At 61.4% G+C, this 14,795-nt stretch carries 13 protein-coding genes; 8 read left to right on the top strand and 5 right to left on the bottom strand.

The genetic code is table 11. The annotated features are described in order from the left end of the window. Nucleotides 1–24 precede the first annotated feature (24 nt). A complete protein-coding gene (gene yegS / locus HU719_RS22745) occupies nucleotides 25–912 on the top strand; it encodes a lipid kinase YegS (protein WP_186535610.1) in 888 nt (295 codons plus the stop codon). Here the strand turns inward: yegS and HU719_RS22740 are convergent. The 3 genes from HU719_RS22740 to HU719_RS22730 all read right to left on the bottom strand — a co-directional run bounded on the left by HU719_RS22740 (nucleotide 896) and on the right by HU719_RS22730 (nucleotide 3,244). Beyond that, nucleotides 896–1,555, bottom strand: coding sequence for a response regulator (locus HU719_RS22740; protein WP_186517250.1), 660 nt, complete (start codon nucleotides 1,553–1,555; stop codon nucleotides 896–898). The two genes, yegS and HU719_RS22740, sit on opposite strands and share 17 nt — an antisense overlap. Further along, nucleotides 1,545–2,441: a sensor histidine kinase gene (locus tag HU719_RS22735; protein ID WP_186517248.1), complete on the bottom strand. Its 897-nt coding sequence runs from the start codon at nucleotides 2,439–2,441 to the stop codon at nucleotides 1,545–1,547. The genes HU719_RS22740 and HU719_RS22735 overlap by 11 nt, the downstream gene beginning before the upstream one ends. A gap of 347 nt (nucleotides 2,442–2,788) precedes the next feature. Next, entirely contained in the window at nucleotides 2,789–3,244 is a 456-nt protein-coding gene (locus HU719_RS22730; protein ID WP_225917403.1) for a histidine kinase, read from the bottom strand. A 349-nt stretch (nucleotides 3,245–3,593) separates the two neighbouring features. Here HU719_RS22730 and HU719_RS22725 point away from each other — a divergent pair, with 349 nt between their 5' ends. Next, entirely contained in the window at nucleotides 3,594–4,529 is a 936-nt protein-coding gene (locus HU719_RS22725; protein WP_186517246.1) for a chemotaxis protein CheV, read from the top strand. Nucleotides 4,530–4,588: 59 nt separating this feature from the next. Next, the gene (locus HU719_RS22720) at nucleotides 4,589–5,392 is read left to right on the top strand and encodes an MOSC domain-containing protein (RefSeq protein ID WP_186535609.1); all 804 of its coding nucleotides are present in this window, start codon (nucleotides 4,589–4,591) and stop codon (nucleotides 5,390–5,392) included. A 58-nt stretch (nucleotides 5,393–5,450) separates the two neighbouring features. Here HU719_RS22720 and HU719_RS22715 read toward each other — a convergent pair whose 3' ends face one another. Beyond that, nucleotides 5,451–7,379, bottom strand: a complete 1,929-nt coding sequence (locus HU719_RS22715) for a transglycosylase SLT domain-containing protein (RefSeq protein ID WP_186517242.1) — start codon at nucleotides 7,377–7,379, stop codon at nucleotides 5,451–5,453. A 203-nt stretch (nucleotides 7,380–7,582) separates the two neighbouring features. Here HU719_RS22715 and HU719_RS22710 point away from each other — a divergent pair, with 203 nt between their 5' ends. Further along, nucleotides 7,583–9,514: an ATP-binding cassette domain-containing protein gene (locus HU719_RS22710; protein WP_186535608.1), complete on the top strand. Its 1,932-nt coding sequence runs from the start codon at nucleotides 7,583–7,585 to the stop codon at nucleotides 9,512–9,514. Between the two features lie 58 nt (nucleotides 9,515–9,572). On the opposite strand, the gene HU719_RS22705 is transcribed toward HU719_RS22710, so the two are convergent. Then, complete coding sequence (locus HU719_RS22705) at nucleotides 9,573–10,013, bottom strand: universal stress protein (RefSeq protein ID WP_186517240.1); 441 nt, start codon at nucleotides 10,011–10,013, stop codon at nucleotides 9,573–9,575. A gap of 112 nt (nucleotides 10,014–10,125) precedes the next feature. On the opposite strand from HU719_RS22705, the gene HU719_RS22700 reads away from it, so the two are divergent. From HU719_RS22700 to HU719_RS22685, 4 genes are all read left to right on the top strand, one after another. Next, nucleotides 10,126–10,563, top strand: coding sequence for a hypothetical protein (locus HU719_RS22700; protein ID WP_186535607.1), 438 nt, complete (start codon nucleotides 10,126–10,128; stop codon nucleotides 10,561–10,563). A 496-nt stretch (nucleotides 10,564–11,059) separates the two neighbouring features. Continuing rightward, nucleotides 11,060–13,207 carry a fatty acid oxidation complex subunit alpha FadB gene (fadB, locus tag HU719_RS22695; protein ID WP_186517238.1) on the top strand — a complete coding sequence of 716 codons (2,148 nt, stop codon included), beginning with the start codon at nucleotides 11,060–11,062 and terminating at the stop codon, nucleotides 13,205–13,207. Nucleotides 13,208–13,238: 31 nt separating this feature from the next. Continuing rightward, a complete protein-coding gene (gene fadA, locus HU719_RS22690; protein WP_186535053.1) occupies nucleotides 13,239–14,414 on the top strand; it encodes an acetyl-CoA C-acyltransferase FadA in 1,176 nt (391 codons plus the stop codon). 79 nt (nucleotides 14,415–14,493) lie between these two features. Continuing rightward, on the top strand, nucleotides 14,494–14,745 hold the full coding sequence (locus HU719_RS22685; RefSeq protein WP_186517236.1) for a DUF1653 domain-containing protein: 252 nt from the start codon (nucleotides 14,494–14,496) through the stop codon (nucleotides 14,743–14,745). Nucleotides 14,746–14,795: the final 50 nt, after the last annotated feature.

Here is a 14,795-nt window from a genome sequence, read left to right as displayed (position 1 = left end):
AGGGCTTTCCCACGGAGATTGATCATGGCTGAACGCAAGGCACTGCTGATCCTGCATGGCAAACAAGCCACCAACGATGATGTTCGCGCAGCGGTTGGCGAGGTGCGCGAGCGCGGCTGGACGCTTGATGTGCGCCTGACCTGGGAGGCGGGCGACGCGCAGCGCCTGGTCGATGAAGCCCTGGCGGCAGGCTATACCCATGTGGTGGCCGGCGGTGGCGACGGCACCTTGCGCGATGTCGCCGAAGCCATGGGCCGCGCTGGCACCGAGGCCAGCCTGGTGCTGCTGCCGCTGGGCACCGCCAACGATTTCGCCAAGGCCGCTGGGGTACCGTTGGAGCCCGCCGAAGCCTTGGCACTGCTGGAGCAACCGCCAAGGGCTATCGACCTGGGCCGGGTGGGCGACCAACTATTTCTCAACATGGCCACCGGCGGTTTCGGCAGCCAGGTCACCGCCAACACCTCCGAAGACCTGAAAAAGGTGCTGGGCGCTGCGGCTTATCTGTTCACCGGGCTGTCGCGCTTCAGCGAGCTGCAGATCGCTTCGGTGGAGCTGCAGGGGCCGGATTTTCACTGGCAGGGCGACTTGCTGGCATTGGGGATCGGCAATGGTCGCCAGGCCGGCGGCGGGCACGTGCTGTGCCCAGAGGCGGTCGCAGACGATGGCCTGCTGGATATCGGTATTTTGCCTGGGCCGCAGGAAATGGTCGGTGCGCTGCGCGGGCTGTTGGGCGGGGAGGAGCTGTTTGTGCGGGCGCGCCTGCCGTGGGTCGAGATCAAGAGTTCGCAGGGGCTGGATATCAACCTCGATGGTGAGCCATTGCAGGCCGACAGCCTGCGTTTCGAAGCGGTGCCGGGGGCACTGCGTGTGCACCTGCCGGCCGATTCGCCGCTGCTCAGTCGTCCAGGCTGATGATTTTCTCGCGCACGGCAAACAGCACCAGGCCCGCCACATCGTAGATCTGCAGGCGCTTCATGATCTGCGAACGGTGGGTTTCGACCGTCTTGATCGAAAGCCCCAGCCCTCCGGCGATTTCCCGGGTAGATTTGCCGCGCACGATCAGGCGCAGGATCTCCAGCTGGCGGGCGGTGAGGTTGTGCCGTTGATCCCCCGGCGACCGGGCGCTTTGTGCGCGCTGCAATGCCTGGTTGATCACCGTGTGCGCGATGGCCGGGCTGAGGTAGCGCTCGTTGTTGCGCAGGGCGCTGAGGGCCTGCTCAAGTTCGGTGGCCGTGGTGTCTTTGAGCAGGTAGCCGTGGGCGCCGCTTTCGAGGGCGCGCATGATCAGCTCGGGGTCGGTATGCATTGACAGCATCAGCACCTTGCAGGTGCAACCATGGGCGCGCAGTTGGGCAAGGGCATCCAGGCCGCTGCTCGAGCGCATCGAGATATCCAGCAGGACGATATCCGGGTTCAGGCGCCGTACCTGCTCCAGCAGTTGCGAGCCGTCCTCGGCTTCGCCGACCACCGTGTAGTCGGGAATGTCCGCTACCAGTGCCCTGACGCCTGCACGAATCAGGGAATGGTCGTCCACCAGCAGCAATTTACATGTCATGTGAGGCTAGAGTCCTGGCGCGTTCCTGGTTGCGCGGTGGCCATGGGAACAAGGCTTCGATCTGGGTGCCTTGCCCTGGAGTGCTGGTTACAGTCAGCCAGCCTTGCAGCGCCGTAGCACGCTCATGCATGCCGGCCATGCCGCGCTGGCCAGCTGCGGCAGGGTCGTATACTGGCGTAAAGCCGCAGCCATCGTCATGGATGCTCAAGGCAAGGCCTGTGGCGGTGCGTTGCAGGCGCACCAGCAGGTTGCCTGCCTGGGCGTGGCGCAGGGCGTTGGTGACGGCTTCCTGGGTGATGCGAAATGCAGCCATGGCCATTTCTTCACTGATGCCGCCCAGGCGCTGATTGCAGTCCAGGCTCCAGTGGATATCGGTATTGGCCAGGGTGCGCAGCAAGTGTGCGCGCAGGCTGGCTTCCAGCCCAAGGCTCGCCAGTTGCCGCGGGTTGAGCAGTGCCGATACATCGCGCACGTTGCTTAAGGTGTGGCTTAGCGTATTGCTCAAGGTGCTGCAGTGCGCTTGCAGTTCAGCCGGCACGCGGCGCTGCAGCCAGTCGACTTGCAGCTTGGCGGCGGTGAGCAATTGGCCGATATCGTCGTGCAGCTCACGGCTCAGGTGTTGGCGTTCACCTTCCTGCACCTTGAGCATGCGATGGGCAAGCTCGGCCGGGCGCAGGGTGATTGCACCCGCCCAGTGGCGCAGGTGCCAGGCGACGCTTGCCATCGCAGCCAGTTGCAGCAGCAGCAGGCTGGCCGGCAGTGGTTTGGCATGCAGCACGATGAGCAGGTTGGCGAGCAGTGACGCTACACACAAAAGCGTGGTTGCCCAGCGCAGCAGGGCAGCTCTGGAATACCAATGCCGGAGGGCTTTCAAGCGTGCAAGCATAGTTAAAGAAGCCACCGAGTCATTGCTGTTGAAAATATGGCATGTGACTGAGACAGAGCGGGCGCTCACTTTCAATCACCCGTTTAAATAAGGGTGCTTATATTCGAAACGGTGCATGTTAACACTTCGCACGGTTTTGGTCGCGGGGCTATAACTGCTTGAAAGCACAGCGCTTGGGCGGTGGCGGGGCGCTGTACACAACGGCCGATATAGCTAAGTGCCATTACCTAATGTTGCTGGCAGCGATAAACGTGTAACTAAGCGTGCCTTGTTCCTGAACTTGTGAACAAACCGTTACACAACTTAACTGCTTATTGCCAGGGTGTAGTTGAATCTTTAGTCGCAGGTTAGTTGCCGCTATCGGCGCCGTCGCAGTGCTGCGCACACGTTTGCGTCGCAGGTTGCGCAAGTAGCTCGGCCAGTTCGTCAAGCAACAACCGTTGTTCTTCGCAGTCCATGCCCAGGCAGCCGGTGGTTGGGTCGAGCAGTTCCAGCTGCCAGGCAAGCAGGGCAAGGCAGGCGTCCAGTATGGGCAAGGCTGCGCCGCCTAGCAGTTGCTCACCACAGGCAGGTGCGATCAGTTGCTGCAACGCGCGGGTGAACTGCGCCACTTCATCCAGCGCCAGGCTATCGCATCGGTCGGCGAGGGTGGTGAGGGTTTCTTCAAGGCACAGGCAGGCGTCTGGGTCGTTGCCGATCAGTTCCAGGTGCGACAGGCACTCTTGCGCACCGCTGAGGAGCACCTGGGCATCGAGCAGAAATTCCTGCAGCGCCCCTTCGCGCGTGGCTGTACGGTCCATCATTGTCGTACGCAGCCCGAGGCTGGAGCGGGTTGGAGCCATAGCTGGACGTTCACTGACAAAAGCCTGACTCCATTCATGCACTGAGAATGGCGTCACATTAATGGCTAAAGGATATTGCGAACATCAGGTTGCGCCCGATTGCCTCTAGGGGTTTCCCTGAGGGTGTATCGGGGCGGCAGTGCGCGGTGGCCTGCTGGCGGCCTAGGAGGTGGCAGCAGTAAAGCATGATGGTAAAGTGATATCAATTACCGGCGACCGCTTTTTCTACAAGGGGTCAAGCTGTGCCGGTATCCGCCGATACAGGGCCGATGCATTCATTTTTCCGACTCAAAGCCTGGGGGTTTTCCTAATGGCCGGCATTCTCGACACGGTAGATCAACGTACGCAATTGGTGGGTGAGAACCGCCTGGAAATTCTCATGTTCCGCCTCGCTGGCCGGCAACTGTTCGCGATCAACGTGTTCAAGGTCCAGGAAGTGTTGCAGCTACCCAAGCTGACCCTGATGCCACAGCGCCACGCGTTCGTCTGTGGCGTGGTCAACCTGCGCGGGCAGACGCTGCCGGTGATCGACCTGTCCCAGGCCATCGGTATGCGCCCGCTGGAGCCAGGCCCGAACAGCACCATCATCGTCACCGAATACAACCGCTCGGTGCAGGCGTTCCTTGTGGGTGGCGTCGACCGCATCGTCAACATGAACTGGGAATCGATCATGCCGCCGCCCACCAGCGCCGGCCGCCAGCACTACCTGACGGCGATTACCAAGGTTGAAGAGCAGTTGGTGGAAATCATCGACGTCGAGAAAGTGCTCGCCGAAATCGTGCCGTACAACGCCAAGGTTTCCCGCGACAAGCTTGAAGACCCAGTGCTGGCACTTGCGCGTGGGCGCGAGATCCTGTTGGTGGACGACTCCACCGTGGCCTTGGCGCAGCTGCGCGATACGCTTTCGCAGCTGGGCGTGAAGCTGCATGTGGCCAGCGACGGCCTCAAGGCCCTGCGGATGCTCAAAGGCTGGGCCGATGCCGGCGAAGACGTCTGCGAAAAGCTGCTGATGATCTTCACCGACGCCGAAATGCCCGAGATGGACGGCTATCGCCTGACCACCGAAATTCGCAACGACCCGCGCTTGCGTGAGCTCTACGTGGTGCTGCACACCTCGTTGTCGGGCAGTTTCAACGAATCGATGGTGAAGAAGGTCGGTTGCGACAACTTCCTCTCCAAGTTCCAGCCGGATCGCCTGGTTGAAGTGGTGCGCCAACGCCTGAGCATGGTGCACGCCTCTGCCTGATGTCGGGCGGTCGCTGTTCGGTATAAGCTCGGCGTTTTAGCGCAGCGGGGCGGACAGGGATGATTCTGAGTGCGTTGTACCGGTACCCGGTGAAGTCGGCGCAGGCGCAAAGCCTGCCTGCCTCACCCGTGGGGAACCTTGGCTTGGCTGGCGACCGGCGTTGGCTGGTGGTCGAAGCTGAGAATGGCCGTTTTCTGACGCAGCGTGCCTGGCCCAGGCTTGGCCTGGTGCGCGCAAGTTATCTGGCAGACGATTCGTTGCTGCTTGAGGCATTGGGCCTTGCGCCGCTGAACGTGCCTGTACCGGCAGCCGATGATGGCCTTCGCGGCGTGACCATCTGGCGCGATACGCTGCGTGTGCCCGATGCTGGCGACGCGGCCGCGGCCTGGCTCAGTGGGTTGCTGGGCAAGCCTGTGCGCCTGGTCTATTGCCCGGAGTCACGGGCTCGTTACCTACCCAACGGCTATGGCCTGAACAGCGACCGTGCGGCCTTTCCGGACGGTTTTCCGCTGTTGCTGATCGGCCAGGCCTCGCTGGACGAGCTCAGCAGTCGGGTAGGGCGGCCAATGGAAATGCTGCGTTTTCGCCCAAACCTTGTGGTCGAAGGCGCGCCGGCCTTCGCCGAGGACGGCTGGAAGCGTATTCGCATAGGCGCCATGACCTTTCGCGTGCTCAAGCCAAGTGTGCGCTGCATCCTCACCACCCTCGACCCCGCCACGGGCGAGCGCAGCCCTGACCGTGAGCCGCTGACCACGCTGAAGACCTTTCGTGAGAAAGACGGGGATGTGCTGTTTGGGCAGAACCTGGCAGTGGACGGCGAGGGGCAGTTGCAGGTGGGGATGGAGGTACAGGTGTTGCAGTGAGGCCTTTTCGGCGAATATTTGGCGGCCCTGGCCTTAAGGCCGCCAAACGCATTCCCGCTTACATATCGTCGAAATAACGCTCGTGCCAGTCGACCAGCGGCTGCGGCGAATTGAGCTTCTGCCCGTAGATCACCGAATACGACAGCACGTTCTGCACGTACTGGCGCGTCTCATCGAACGGTATCGACTCAACCCACACATCGAAGCTCAAGTGCTTGGCGCCCTTCAGCCACTGCCGCACGCGGCCCGGACCTGCGTTGTAGGCCGCCGAAGCCAGCACCCGGTTGCCATTGAACTGGCTGTGTACCTGGCTCAGGTAGGCCGCGCCCAGCTGGATGTTCTTGTCCGGGTTGAGCACCTGCGCAGGCGATGCCAGCGGAATACTGAACTTGCGTGCGGTTTCCTTGGCCGTTGCCGGCATCAGTTGCATCAGGCCACTGGCGCCTACGCTTGAGCGCGCGTCTTCCATGAAGGCGCTTTCCTGGCGGGTAATGGCAAATACCCAGCTCGAATGCAGGCCGCGGACCTTGGCCTCGCGCACCAGTGTGTCGCGGTGAGCCATCGGGAAGCGGATATCCAGGTCATCCCAGTACTGCGCCTGGCTGATGGTACGAATGGCCGGGAAGTACCAGCGCATGTCATAGGCCAGGCGTGCCTGGGCGACCATTTCATCGCGGCTGAAGTGCCGGCTGACGTGATACCACTCTCGGCGGCCCTCGACGATTTGCCCGCGGGCGTGGAACTCCAGGGCGCGACGTACGCCAGGGGTGTTACGCACCTTGTTGACCAGTTGCGGGCTCAGCACCAGCGGTTTGTTGTTCAACTGATAAGGCGTTTGTACGCGGTCTGCGGCAAGGAAGCCGTAGAAATCGCGCTCACGGGCAACTGCCTTGTACAGCGGGGTGATTTGCGCGTTGTTCGGCTGGGCAAGTTCCAGGCTGCGCGCTTGCCAGTACTTCCAGCGGCTGCTGGCCGCCAGGTCCTGGGGAAGACGCTTGCTCAGCTCATAGGCATCCTGCCAGCGGCCCAGGCGCAGCAGCAGGCGCATGCGCCATTCGCTCACTGTGTTGTCGCGCAGCTCGGGGTCGTAGCGGGTCATCAGGTCAAGTGCGCGTGGGTCGTAGCGACGCGCCAGGGTCAGGCCGATCTCGCGGGCGATGGCGACCTTTTCGTCACGTGAAAAGTGCATGCGCTGGGCGTAATCGTCGAGCAGCGCCATGGCCTGTTCCGGGTTTTGCCTTGCCAGGCGGCGCAGCCCCAGGCTGACCACGTCGGACATGGCCTCGCTGACCGGGGTGAAGCGCGAGGGCTGGTTAAGCAGCTCAGGCTTTTGCGCCACGTCCAGCAGCAGCTTGCCCTGGGGGGCGAGGGTGGTGAGGGTCTTCACCAAATTGCCGGCCAGGCCATAGTTGCGGGCCTGGGCAGCGAGCTTGGCGCGTTCCCAGCGCCTGGCTTCGGTCAACTGCCCCTGAGCGGCCCACTGCGCAAACAGCGGTTCACAGGCCGCAGGTTGCGATTTGCCGACATTCCACAGTTTTTGTGCAGTGGCAAAGCCCTCGGCGCGAAGGCCGTGGGTCAACTGGTACTGGCCGTTCAGGCAGTCCAGCTCGGTGAAGTTGAGCTTGGTGTCGTAATACTTGGTGAAGGTATCCCATTCGCCGCGCTCGGCCAGCCAGCGCAACCAGCGCAGTTTCATCCAGTTGGCCTGGGGCAGGTCGCCGTGGGCTGCAAGGAAACCTTCGATTTCTTCGTTGCTGGCGCTTTTCAGGCGTGCGGTCAGCTCGTCGTAAGTGAGATACGGCGTCAGCGGGTAATCACGCAGCGCCTGGGCATAACGCAGGTACGGGCCTTTGTCGCCTTTGGCCAGGGCGCGCTTGGCTTCATCGTAGTACTGACGTTGCTGGGTGAGGTCGGCGGCCTGTGCAGCACTCGCGGCAGTGGCGGTGAGCAGCAGGCAGGAAGCAAGTTGTAACAGGCGGCTGCGCATGATACGTCCGGGCAGTTGAACCATAGAGAGTGACGGCGAAGCCAGCACTGTTGGGTATTACTGCCTAGCTTAGCTGTTTGCCGGTGGCCGGTGAAAGCGCTGTGCTTGTATCGAGTTGTATGCGGCGCCGGTCGGGTTGTCGGCTGTTGATGCCGTGGGGTGGCAAGTCAGGTAGAATGCGCCCCCGGTTTTTGGAGACGATCATGACCCTGCTCAAATTAAGCGATGTGTCCCTTGCTTTCGGTGCGATGCCGCTGCTGGACAAGGTTTCCTGGCAGATCGCCCGTGGTGAGCGGGTGTGCATCATCGGCCGCAACGGTACTGGCAAGTCGAGCATGCTGCGCCTGGTCAAGGGCGAGCAAAAGGCCGACGACGGCGATATCTGGCGGGCCCCAGGCCTGAAGATTGGCGAATTGCCACAGGAACTGCCAGTTGCCGACGAACGCAGCGTGTTCGACGTGGTGGCTGCGGGCCTTGACGGTGTTGGCGAACTGCTGGCCGAGTTCCACCACCTGAGCCAGAACATCACCAACGATGCCGACCTTGAAAAGCTCATGCATGTGCAGCATGAGCTGGAAGCCCGTGATGGCTGGCGCTTGCAACAAGTCGTGGAAAGCACCCTGAGCCGCCTGCAACTGCCGGCCGAGAAAACCCTCGCCGAGCTGTCCGGTGGCTGGCGCCGTCGTGTGTTGCTGGCCCAGGCCCTGGTGTCCGAGCCCGACCTGCTGCTGCTGGACGAGCCCACCAACCATCTGGATATCGGCGCTATCGCCTGGCTGGAAGAGGCCCTCAAGGGCTTCGGTGGTGCGGTGCTGTTCATCACCCACGACCGTTCCTTCCTGCAAAACCTGGCCACGCGCATCCTAGAACTGGATCGTGGCGGCCTGATCGACTGGAACGGCGATTACGCAAGTTTCCTGGTGCACAAAGAGGCTGAGCTTGCGGCTGAAGCCACTGCCAACGCGCTGTTCGACAAGCGTCTGGCCCAGGAAGAGGTGTGGATTCGCCAAGGCATCAAGGCCCGCCGTACCCGTAACGAAGGCCGCGTGCGTGCGCTCAAAGCGCTCCGTATGGAGCGTGGTGAGCGTCGCGAGCGCCAGGGCAAGGCCAACATTCAGATCGAAGTGGCGGACAAATCCGGCAAGCAGGTCATGGTGCTCGAAGACGTAAGCTTCGCTCACCAGGGCGGCCCCAAGCTGGTCAAGGACTTCTCGATGGTCCTGCAGCGCCAGGACCGTATCGGCCTGCTTGGCGCCAACGGTACCGGCAAGACCACGCTGCTCAAGCTGATGCTGGGGGATCTGGAGCCGACGTCGGGCAAGGTTGACCGTGGCACCAAGCTTGAGGTCGCCTATTTCGACCAGATGCGCCACCAGCTCGATCTGGAAAAAACCGTGATCGACAACCTTGCCGAAGGTCGCGATTTCATCGAGATCGAAGGCCAGAACCGCCATGTGCTCAGCTACCTGGGCGACTTCCTGTTCAGCCCTCAGCGTGCCCGTACGCCGGTCAAGGCGCTGTCCGGTGGTGAGCGTGCGCGCCTGCTGCTGGCCAAGCTGTTCAGCAAGCCGGCCAACCTGCTGGTGCTGGACGAACCGACCAACGACCTCGACGTCGAGACCCTCGAACTGCTCGAAGAAGTGCTATCGAACTACAACGGCACCGTGCTGATGGTCAGCCACGACCGGGCATTCCTCGACAACGTGGTCACCAGTACCCTGGTATTCGAAGGCGATGGCCGGGTGCGTGAGTACGTTGGTGGCTATGAAGACTGGATTCGCCAAGGCGGTTCGCCAAAACTGCTTGGGGTAACCGAGAGCAAAGGCGGCAAGTCGGCGCTCAACAGTGCCGTGGTGCAAGCGCCGGTCGAGGAGGCAGCGCCTGCCGTTGTGGCTGCGCCTGCGGCGGATGCCAACAAGAAAAAACTCAGCTACAAGCTCCAGCGTGAGCTGGAAATGCTGCCAGGGCAGATTGATGCGCTGGAAAAAAGCATGGCCCAGTTGCAGGAAGAGGTAGGTTCCGCCAGCTTCTATCAGCGCCCTATCGAGGAAACCTCGGCAGTGCTGGGCAAGCTTGAAATGCTGCAGGGCGAGCTGGACGTGCTGGTGGAGCGCTGGGCCGAACTGGAAGGCTGAGGCACTCGCAGGGCGAGCCGGCTGCCGTTGCGGTAGCCGGCCAGCCCGGTTGTGCAGGTTAGTCTTTTTTCAGCAGGCGTACCGCCAGCACATCGCAGGGGGCGCCGTGCAGTACATCGTTGGCGGTGGAACCGAGCAATAGCGCCAGGCCGTGGCGGCCATGGCTGCCGACCACGATCAGGTCGCATTTCTGATCCTTGGCCAACTGGTGAATTTCCTGGCGTGGCTGGCCGTACACCAAGTGCGAATCGCCACGGTTGATTTCAGGGTATTTGTTGAACAGGCGGTCCATGCGCTCCTTGGCCTGATCAAATTGCTGCTGCTGCAGTTGCGACAGGTCCATGGGTACGTCACCACCAAAAGCCATGGCCATGGGCTCGACGATGTGCACCAGCGACACCTTGGCGCCTGTGGGCTCTGCGAGTTTCATCGCCCGTTTGATGACCGGGTCGCATTCCTCGGTCAGGTCGACGGCGACCAGAATATGTTCGTAGGACATGTGCAGTACTCCCCAACAATCGCGATAAGTAGAAGTATGGTCGCTTTCGCGCGGTTCATCCGTGAAACCTGACTAACCCGCTCATTTGCAACGCTTTATAAGGTCTACAGATATGACGGTATGGCTGGTCGTGTCAATCCTTGCGCTTGTTCTCAGCCCGCTGGCCTTGCTGCGCCCGTCGCGCAAACAGAGCCAGCAGATGAGCCTGCGCCTGGAAGGGCGGCGCATGGGCCTGATGATGCAAATGTCGCCCCAGCAGTGGCCGCACTGGCTGCAAAGCGAGCCGCCCAGCCCATGCCCGCGGTACCACCGCGCCCGGCGCAGGGGGCGAGCCGACAGCTGGTGCTATTGGCAAACCAGCCCTGGTGTGTGGTGCAACCAGTGGCGTGAAGCCTGTACCGACGCCCGCCTGGCGCAGGTGTTCGCCCGCCTGCCAGCAACCGTGTACAAGGTCGAAGCCGATACTCGCATGATCGCGCTGTGTTGGAGTGAGCGGGGCGAGCCTGCTGTATTGCACGATATTGCCTACGCCTTGGAAGCCCTTGCCTAAAGCCCGTCTGGGCAAACTCTTTCGCCATAACGACATAGCGGCGCGCAGGAGCTTGGAGGCTCCTGCGCGCCGCTATGCGTTCTGCTGCGCAGAAAAGGGCCAGGCAGGCCGGGAAACACGGTGCAATCAGTGCCAGTGTAGTCAGCGCTGGCGATCGCGTTTAAAAAAAGCAGCAGTGCAGGCGGGTGCAGGCCTATCGCTGACACGAATGATCGGTAATCACTGTCATCATGTTTCATCACCTGGGCGTACAAAGTGACTGCAAAGTCGCGTTTTCAGGCAGTCTGCGAGCATTTGACAACGCCGACCTTTTCGGAGAATGTGTGCACACCCAAATCAAACGGGCGTATGAATTGAGCGTTTGTATATCAGACGCCTCTTACAGAATCCCGACTAGCCCGCCGACGGGTGTGCCTGCGGCAAGTGACCGGTAGTCCGGCATTTGCGCCAGCGATCGGCGTGTACAGTTCAGCTTCCATATCGTGGAGATCAGTTGATGATTTACGAAGGTAAAGCCATCACGGTTAAGGCTCTTGAAAGCGGCATCGTCGAACTGAAGTTCGACCTCAAGGGTGAGTCCGTCAACAAGTTCAATCGCCTCACACTGAACGAGCTGCGTGAAGCGGTCGCTGCCATCCAGGGCGACGCTTCGGTCAAGGGCGTGATCGTCAGCAGTGGCAAGGACGTATTCATCGTCGGCGCCGACATCACCGAGTTCGTCGACAACTTCAAGCTGCCCGAGGCCGAGCTGGTTGCCGGCAACCTGGAAGCCAACCGTATTTTCAGCGCCTTCGAAGACCTCGGCGTGCCGACCGTCGCCGCCATCAACGGCATCGCGCTGGGTGGCGGCCTGGAAATGTGCCTGGCGGCTGACTACCGTGTCATGGCCAGCAGCGCCAAGATCGGCCTGCCGGAAGTCAAGCTGGGCATCTACCCAGGTTTTGGCGGCACTGTGCGCCTGCCGCGCCTGATCGGTTCTGACAATGCCATCGAGTGGATCGCCTCGGGCAAGGAAAACCGCGCGGACGACGCGCTGAAAGTCGGCGCCGTCGATGCAGTAGTAGCCCCTGAGCTGCTGCAGGCCGGTGCCCTCGACCTGGTCAAGCGTGCCATCAGTGGTGAGCTGGACTACAAGGCCAAGCGTCAGCCGAAGCTGGAAAAACTCAAGCTCAATGCCATCGAGCAGATGATGGCCTTCGAAACCGCCAAAGGCTTCGTCGCAGGCCAGGCCGGCCCGAACTATCCGGCCCCGGTCGAAGCCATCAAGACCATCCAGAAAGCCGCCAACTTTGGTCGCGACAAGGCGCTGGAAGTTGAAGCCGCAGGCTTTGCGAAGTTGGCCAAGACCTCGGTTGCAGAAAGCCTGATCGGCTTGTTCCTGAACGACCAGGAGCTCAAGCGCAAGGCCAAGGCGCACGACGAGATCGCCCGCGACGTCAAGCAGGCCGCCGTACTGGGCGCCGGCATCATGGGTGGCGGCATCGCCTACCAGTCGGCAGTCAAGGGCACCCCGATCCTGATGAAGGACATCCGCGAGGACGCCATTCAGCTCGGCCTCAACGAAGCGTCCAAACTGTTGGGCAACCGTGTCGAGAAAGGCCGCCTGACCCCGGCCAAAATGGCCGAGGCGCTCAATGCCATCCGCCCGACCCTGTCCTATGGCGATTTCGGCCATGTCGACATCGTCGTCGAAGCCGTGGTCGAAAATCCCAAGGTCAAGCAGGCCGTGCTGGCAGAAGTGGAAGGCCAGGTGAAGGACGATGCGATCCTCGCCTCCAACACCTCGACCATCTCCATCAACCTGCTGGCCAAGGCGCTCAAGCGCCCGGAAAACTTCGTTGGCATGCACTTCTTCAACCCGGTGCACATGATGCCGCTGGTCGAGGTAATTCGCGGCGAGAAGTCCAGTGAAGTGGCGGTCGCCACCACCGTGGCCTACGCCAAGAAAATGGGCAAGAACCCGATCGTGGTCAACGATTGCCCGGGCTTCCTGGTCAACCGTGTGCTGTTCCCGTACTTCGGCGGTTTCGCCAAGCTGGTCAGCGCTGGTGTCGATTTTGTTCGCATCGACAAGGTCATGGAAAAATTCGGCTGGCCCATGGGCCCGGCGTACCTGATGGACGTAGTCGGTATCGACACCGGCCACCACGGCCGTGATGTCATGGCCGAAGGCTTCCCGGACCGCATGAAAGATGATCGACGCTCCGCTATCGACGCCCTGTACGAGGCCAACCGTCTCGGCCAGAAGAACGGCAAGGGCTTCTACGCCTACGAAAACGACAAACGCGGCAAGCCGAAGAAAGTCGCCGATGCCAGCGTGCTCGAAGTGCTCAAGCCAATCGTCTTCGAGCAGCGTGAGCTGAGCGACGAAGACATCATCAACTGGATGATGGTGCCGCTGTGCATGGAGACCGTTCGCTGCCTGGAAGACGGCATCGTCGAAACGGCCGCCGAAGCTGACATGGGCCTGGTCTATGGCATCGGTTTCCCTCCCTTCCGTGGTGGCGCACTGCGCTACATCGATTCGATCGGGGTTGCCGAATTCGTCGCACTGGCCGACCGCTACGCCGACCTGGGGCCGTTGTACCACCCCACTGCCAAGCTGCGCGAAATGGCCAAGACCGGCCAGCGCTTCTTCAACTGAGCGGCCAACGAGCTAGAGCGAGAATATTGATATGAGCCTGAATCCAAGAGACGTGGTGATTGTCGACTTCGGTCGCACGCCGATGGGCCGCTCCAAAGGTGGCATGCACCGCAATACCCGCGCCGAAGACATGTCGGCGCACCTGATCAGCAAGTTGCTCGAACGCAATGGCAAGGTCGACCCCAAGGAAGTCGAAGACGTAATCTGGGGCTGCGTCAACCAGACCCTGGAGCAGGGCTGGAACATCGCCCGCATGGCTTCGTTGATGACTCAAATCCCCCACACCAGCGCTGCGCAAACCGTCAGCCGCCTGTGCGGTTCGTCGATGAGCGCCTTGCACACCGCCGCCCAGGCGATCATGACCGGCAACGGTGATGTATTCGTGGTGGGTGGTGTCGAGCACATGGGCCACGTCAGCATGATGCACGGCGTCGACCCTAACCCGCACCTGTCGCTGCACGCCGCCAAGGCGTCGGGCATGATGGGCCTGACGGCAGAAATGCTCGGCAAGATGCACGGCATCACTCGCGAGCAGCAAGACCTGTTCGCTGTGCGCTCGCACCAGCTCGCCCACAAGGCGACGGTCGAGGGCAAGTTCAAGGATGAGATCATCCCGATGCAGGGCTACGACGAGAACGGTTTCCTCAAGGTCTTCGACTACGACGAAACCATTCGCCCGGAAACCACCCTCGAAGGCCTGGCTGCACTAAAGCCTGCGTTCAACCCCAAAGGTGGTACTGTCACCGCCGGTACTTCGTCGCAGATTACCGACGGCGCTTCGTGCATGATCGTCATGTCCGGGCAGCGAGCCATGGACCTGGGCATCCAGCCGCTGGCGATCATTCGCTCGATGGCCGTGGCCGGTGTAGACCCAGCAATCATGGGCTATGGCCCGGTGCCTTCGACGCAGAAAGCACTCAAGCGTGCAGGCCTGAGCATTGCCGATATCGACTTCTTCGAGCTTAACGAAGCCTTTGCTGCACAGGCCCTGCCAGTGCTGAAAGATCTGAAAGTGCTCGACAAGATGGATGAGAAGGTTAACCTGCACGGCGGCGCCATCGCTTTGGGCCATCCGTTCGGTTGCTCCGGTGCGCGAATTTCCGGCACCCTGCTCAACGTGATGAAGCAAAATGGCGGTACGCTTGGCGTGGCCACCATGTGCGTCGGCCTCGGCCAGGGTATCACCACGGTGTTCGAGCGCGTCTGATCGCGCCGCAAGGCATCAGCCGGGGCCCTGTGCCCCGGTTTTGTTTTTTTACAGGTTTTGTTTCAAGAGGGTGAGCGACATGCAGATACAGCCAGGCATCTACCGGCATTACAAAGGGCCTGAGTACCGTGTCTTCAGTGTTGCGCGGCATTCCGAGGACGAACAGTGGATGGTGTTCTACCAGTGCCTGTATGGTGATTACAGCTTCTGGGTAAGGCCACTTTCCATGTTCCAGGAGTCCGTCGAGGTTGACGGCGAGCAGGTGCCACGCTTTGCTTTGGTCAAGGCCGAAGAGGGCCTGGCTGAGCTGCTAAGCCAGGCACCCGAGTGAACGACCGCGCTTGACCTCACTCTTTTGCCACTATATATAGCGGTGCCGCG

It is taken from the genome of Pseudomonas farsensis, from assembly GCF_014268805.2.
In the GTDB taxonomy this organism is placed as follows: Bacteria; Pseudomonadota; Gammaproteobacteria; order Pseudomonadales; family Pseudomonadaceae; genus Aquipseudomonas; species Aquipseudomonas farsensis.
This window is presented reverse-complemented; position numbering and strand designations above follow the sequence as displayed.

Coding starts and splice junctions, on each gene's coding strand:
- fadB (WP_186517238.1), top strand. CDS start 11,060: ATGATTTACGAAGGTAAAGCCATCACGGTTAAGGCTCTTGAAAGCGGC.
- HU719_RS22740 (WP_186517250.1), bottom strand. CDS start 1,555: ATGACATGTAAATTGCTGCTGGTGGACGACCATTCCCTGATTCGTGCA.
- yegS (WP_186535610.1), top strand. CDS start 25: ATGGCTGAACGCAAGGCACTGCTGATCCTGCATGGCAAACAAGCCACC.
- fadA (WP_186535053.1), top strand. CDS start 13,239: ATGAGCCTGAATCCAAGAGACGTGGTGATTGTCGACTTCGGTCGCACG.
- HU719_RS22685 (WP_186517236.1), top strand. CDS start 14,494: ATGCAGATACAGCCAGGCATCTACCGGCATTACAAAGGGCCTGAGTAC.
- HU719_RS22705 (WP_186517240.1), bottom strand. CDS start 10,013: ATGTCCTACGAACATATTCTGGTCGCCGTCGACCTGACCGAGGAATGC.
- HU719_RS22730 (WP_225917403.1), bottom strand. CDS start 3,244: ATGATGGACCGTACAGCCACGCGCGAAGGGGCGCTGCAGGAATTTCTG.
- HU719_RS22710 (WP_186535608.1), top strand. CDS start 7,583: ATGACCCTGCTCAAATTAAGCGATGTGTCCCTTGCTTTCGGTGCGATG.
- HU719_RS22735 (WP_186517248.1), bottom strand. CDS start 2,441: ATGCTTGCACGCTTGAAAGCCCTCCGGCATTGGTATTCCAGAGCTGCC.
- HU719_RS22720 (WP_186535609.1), top strand. CDS start 4,589: ATGATTCTGAGTGCGTTGTACCGGTACCCGGTGAAGTCGGCGCAGGCG.
- HU719_RS22700 (WP_186535607.1), top strand. CDS start 10,126: ATGACGGTATGGCTGGTCGTGTCAATCCTTGCGCTTGTTCTCAGCCCG.
- HU719_RS22725 (WP_186517246.1), top strand. CDS start 3,594: ATGGCCGGCATTCTCGACACGGTAGATCAACGTACGCAATTGGTGGGT.
- HU719_RS22715 (WP_186517242.1), bottom strand. CDS start 7,379: ATGCGCAGCCGCCTGTTACAACTTGCTTCCTGCCTGCTGCTCACCGCC.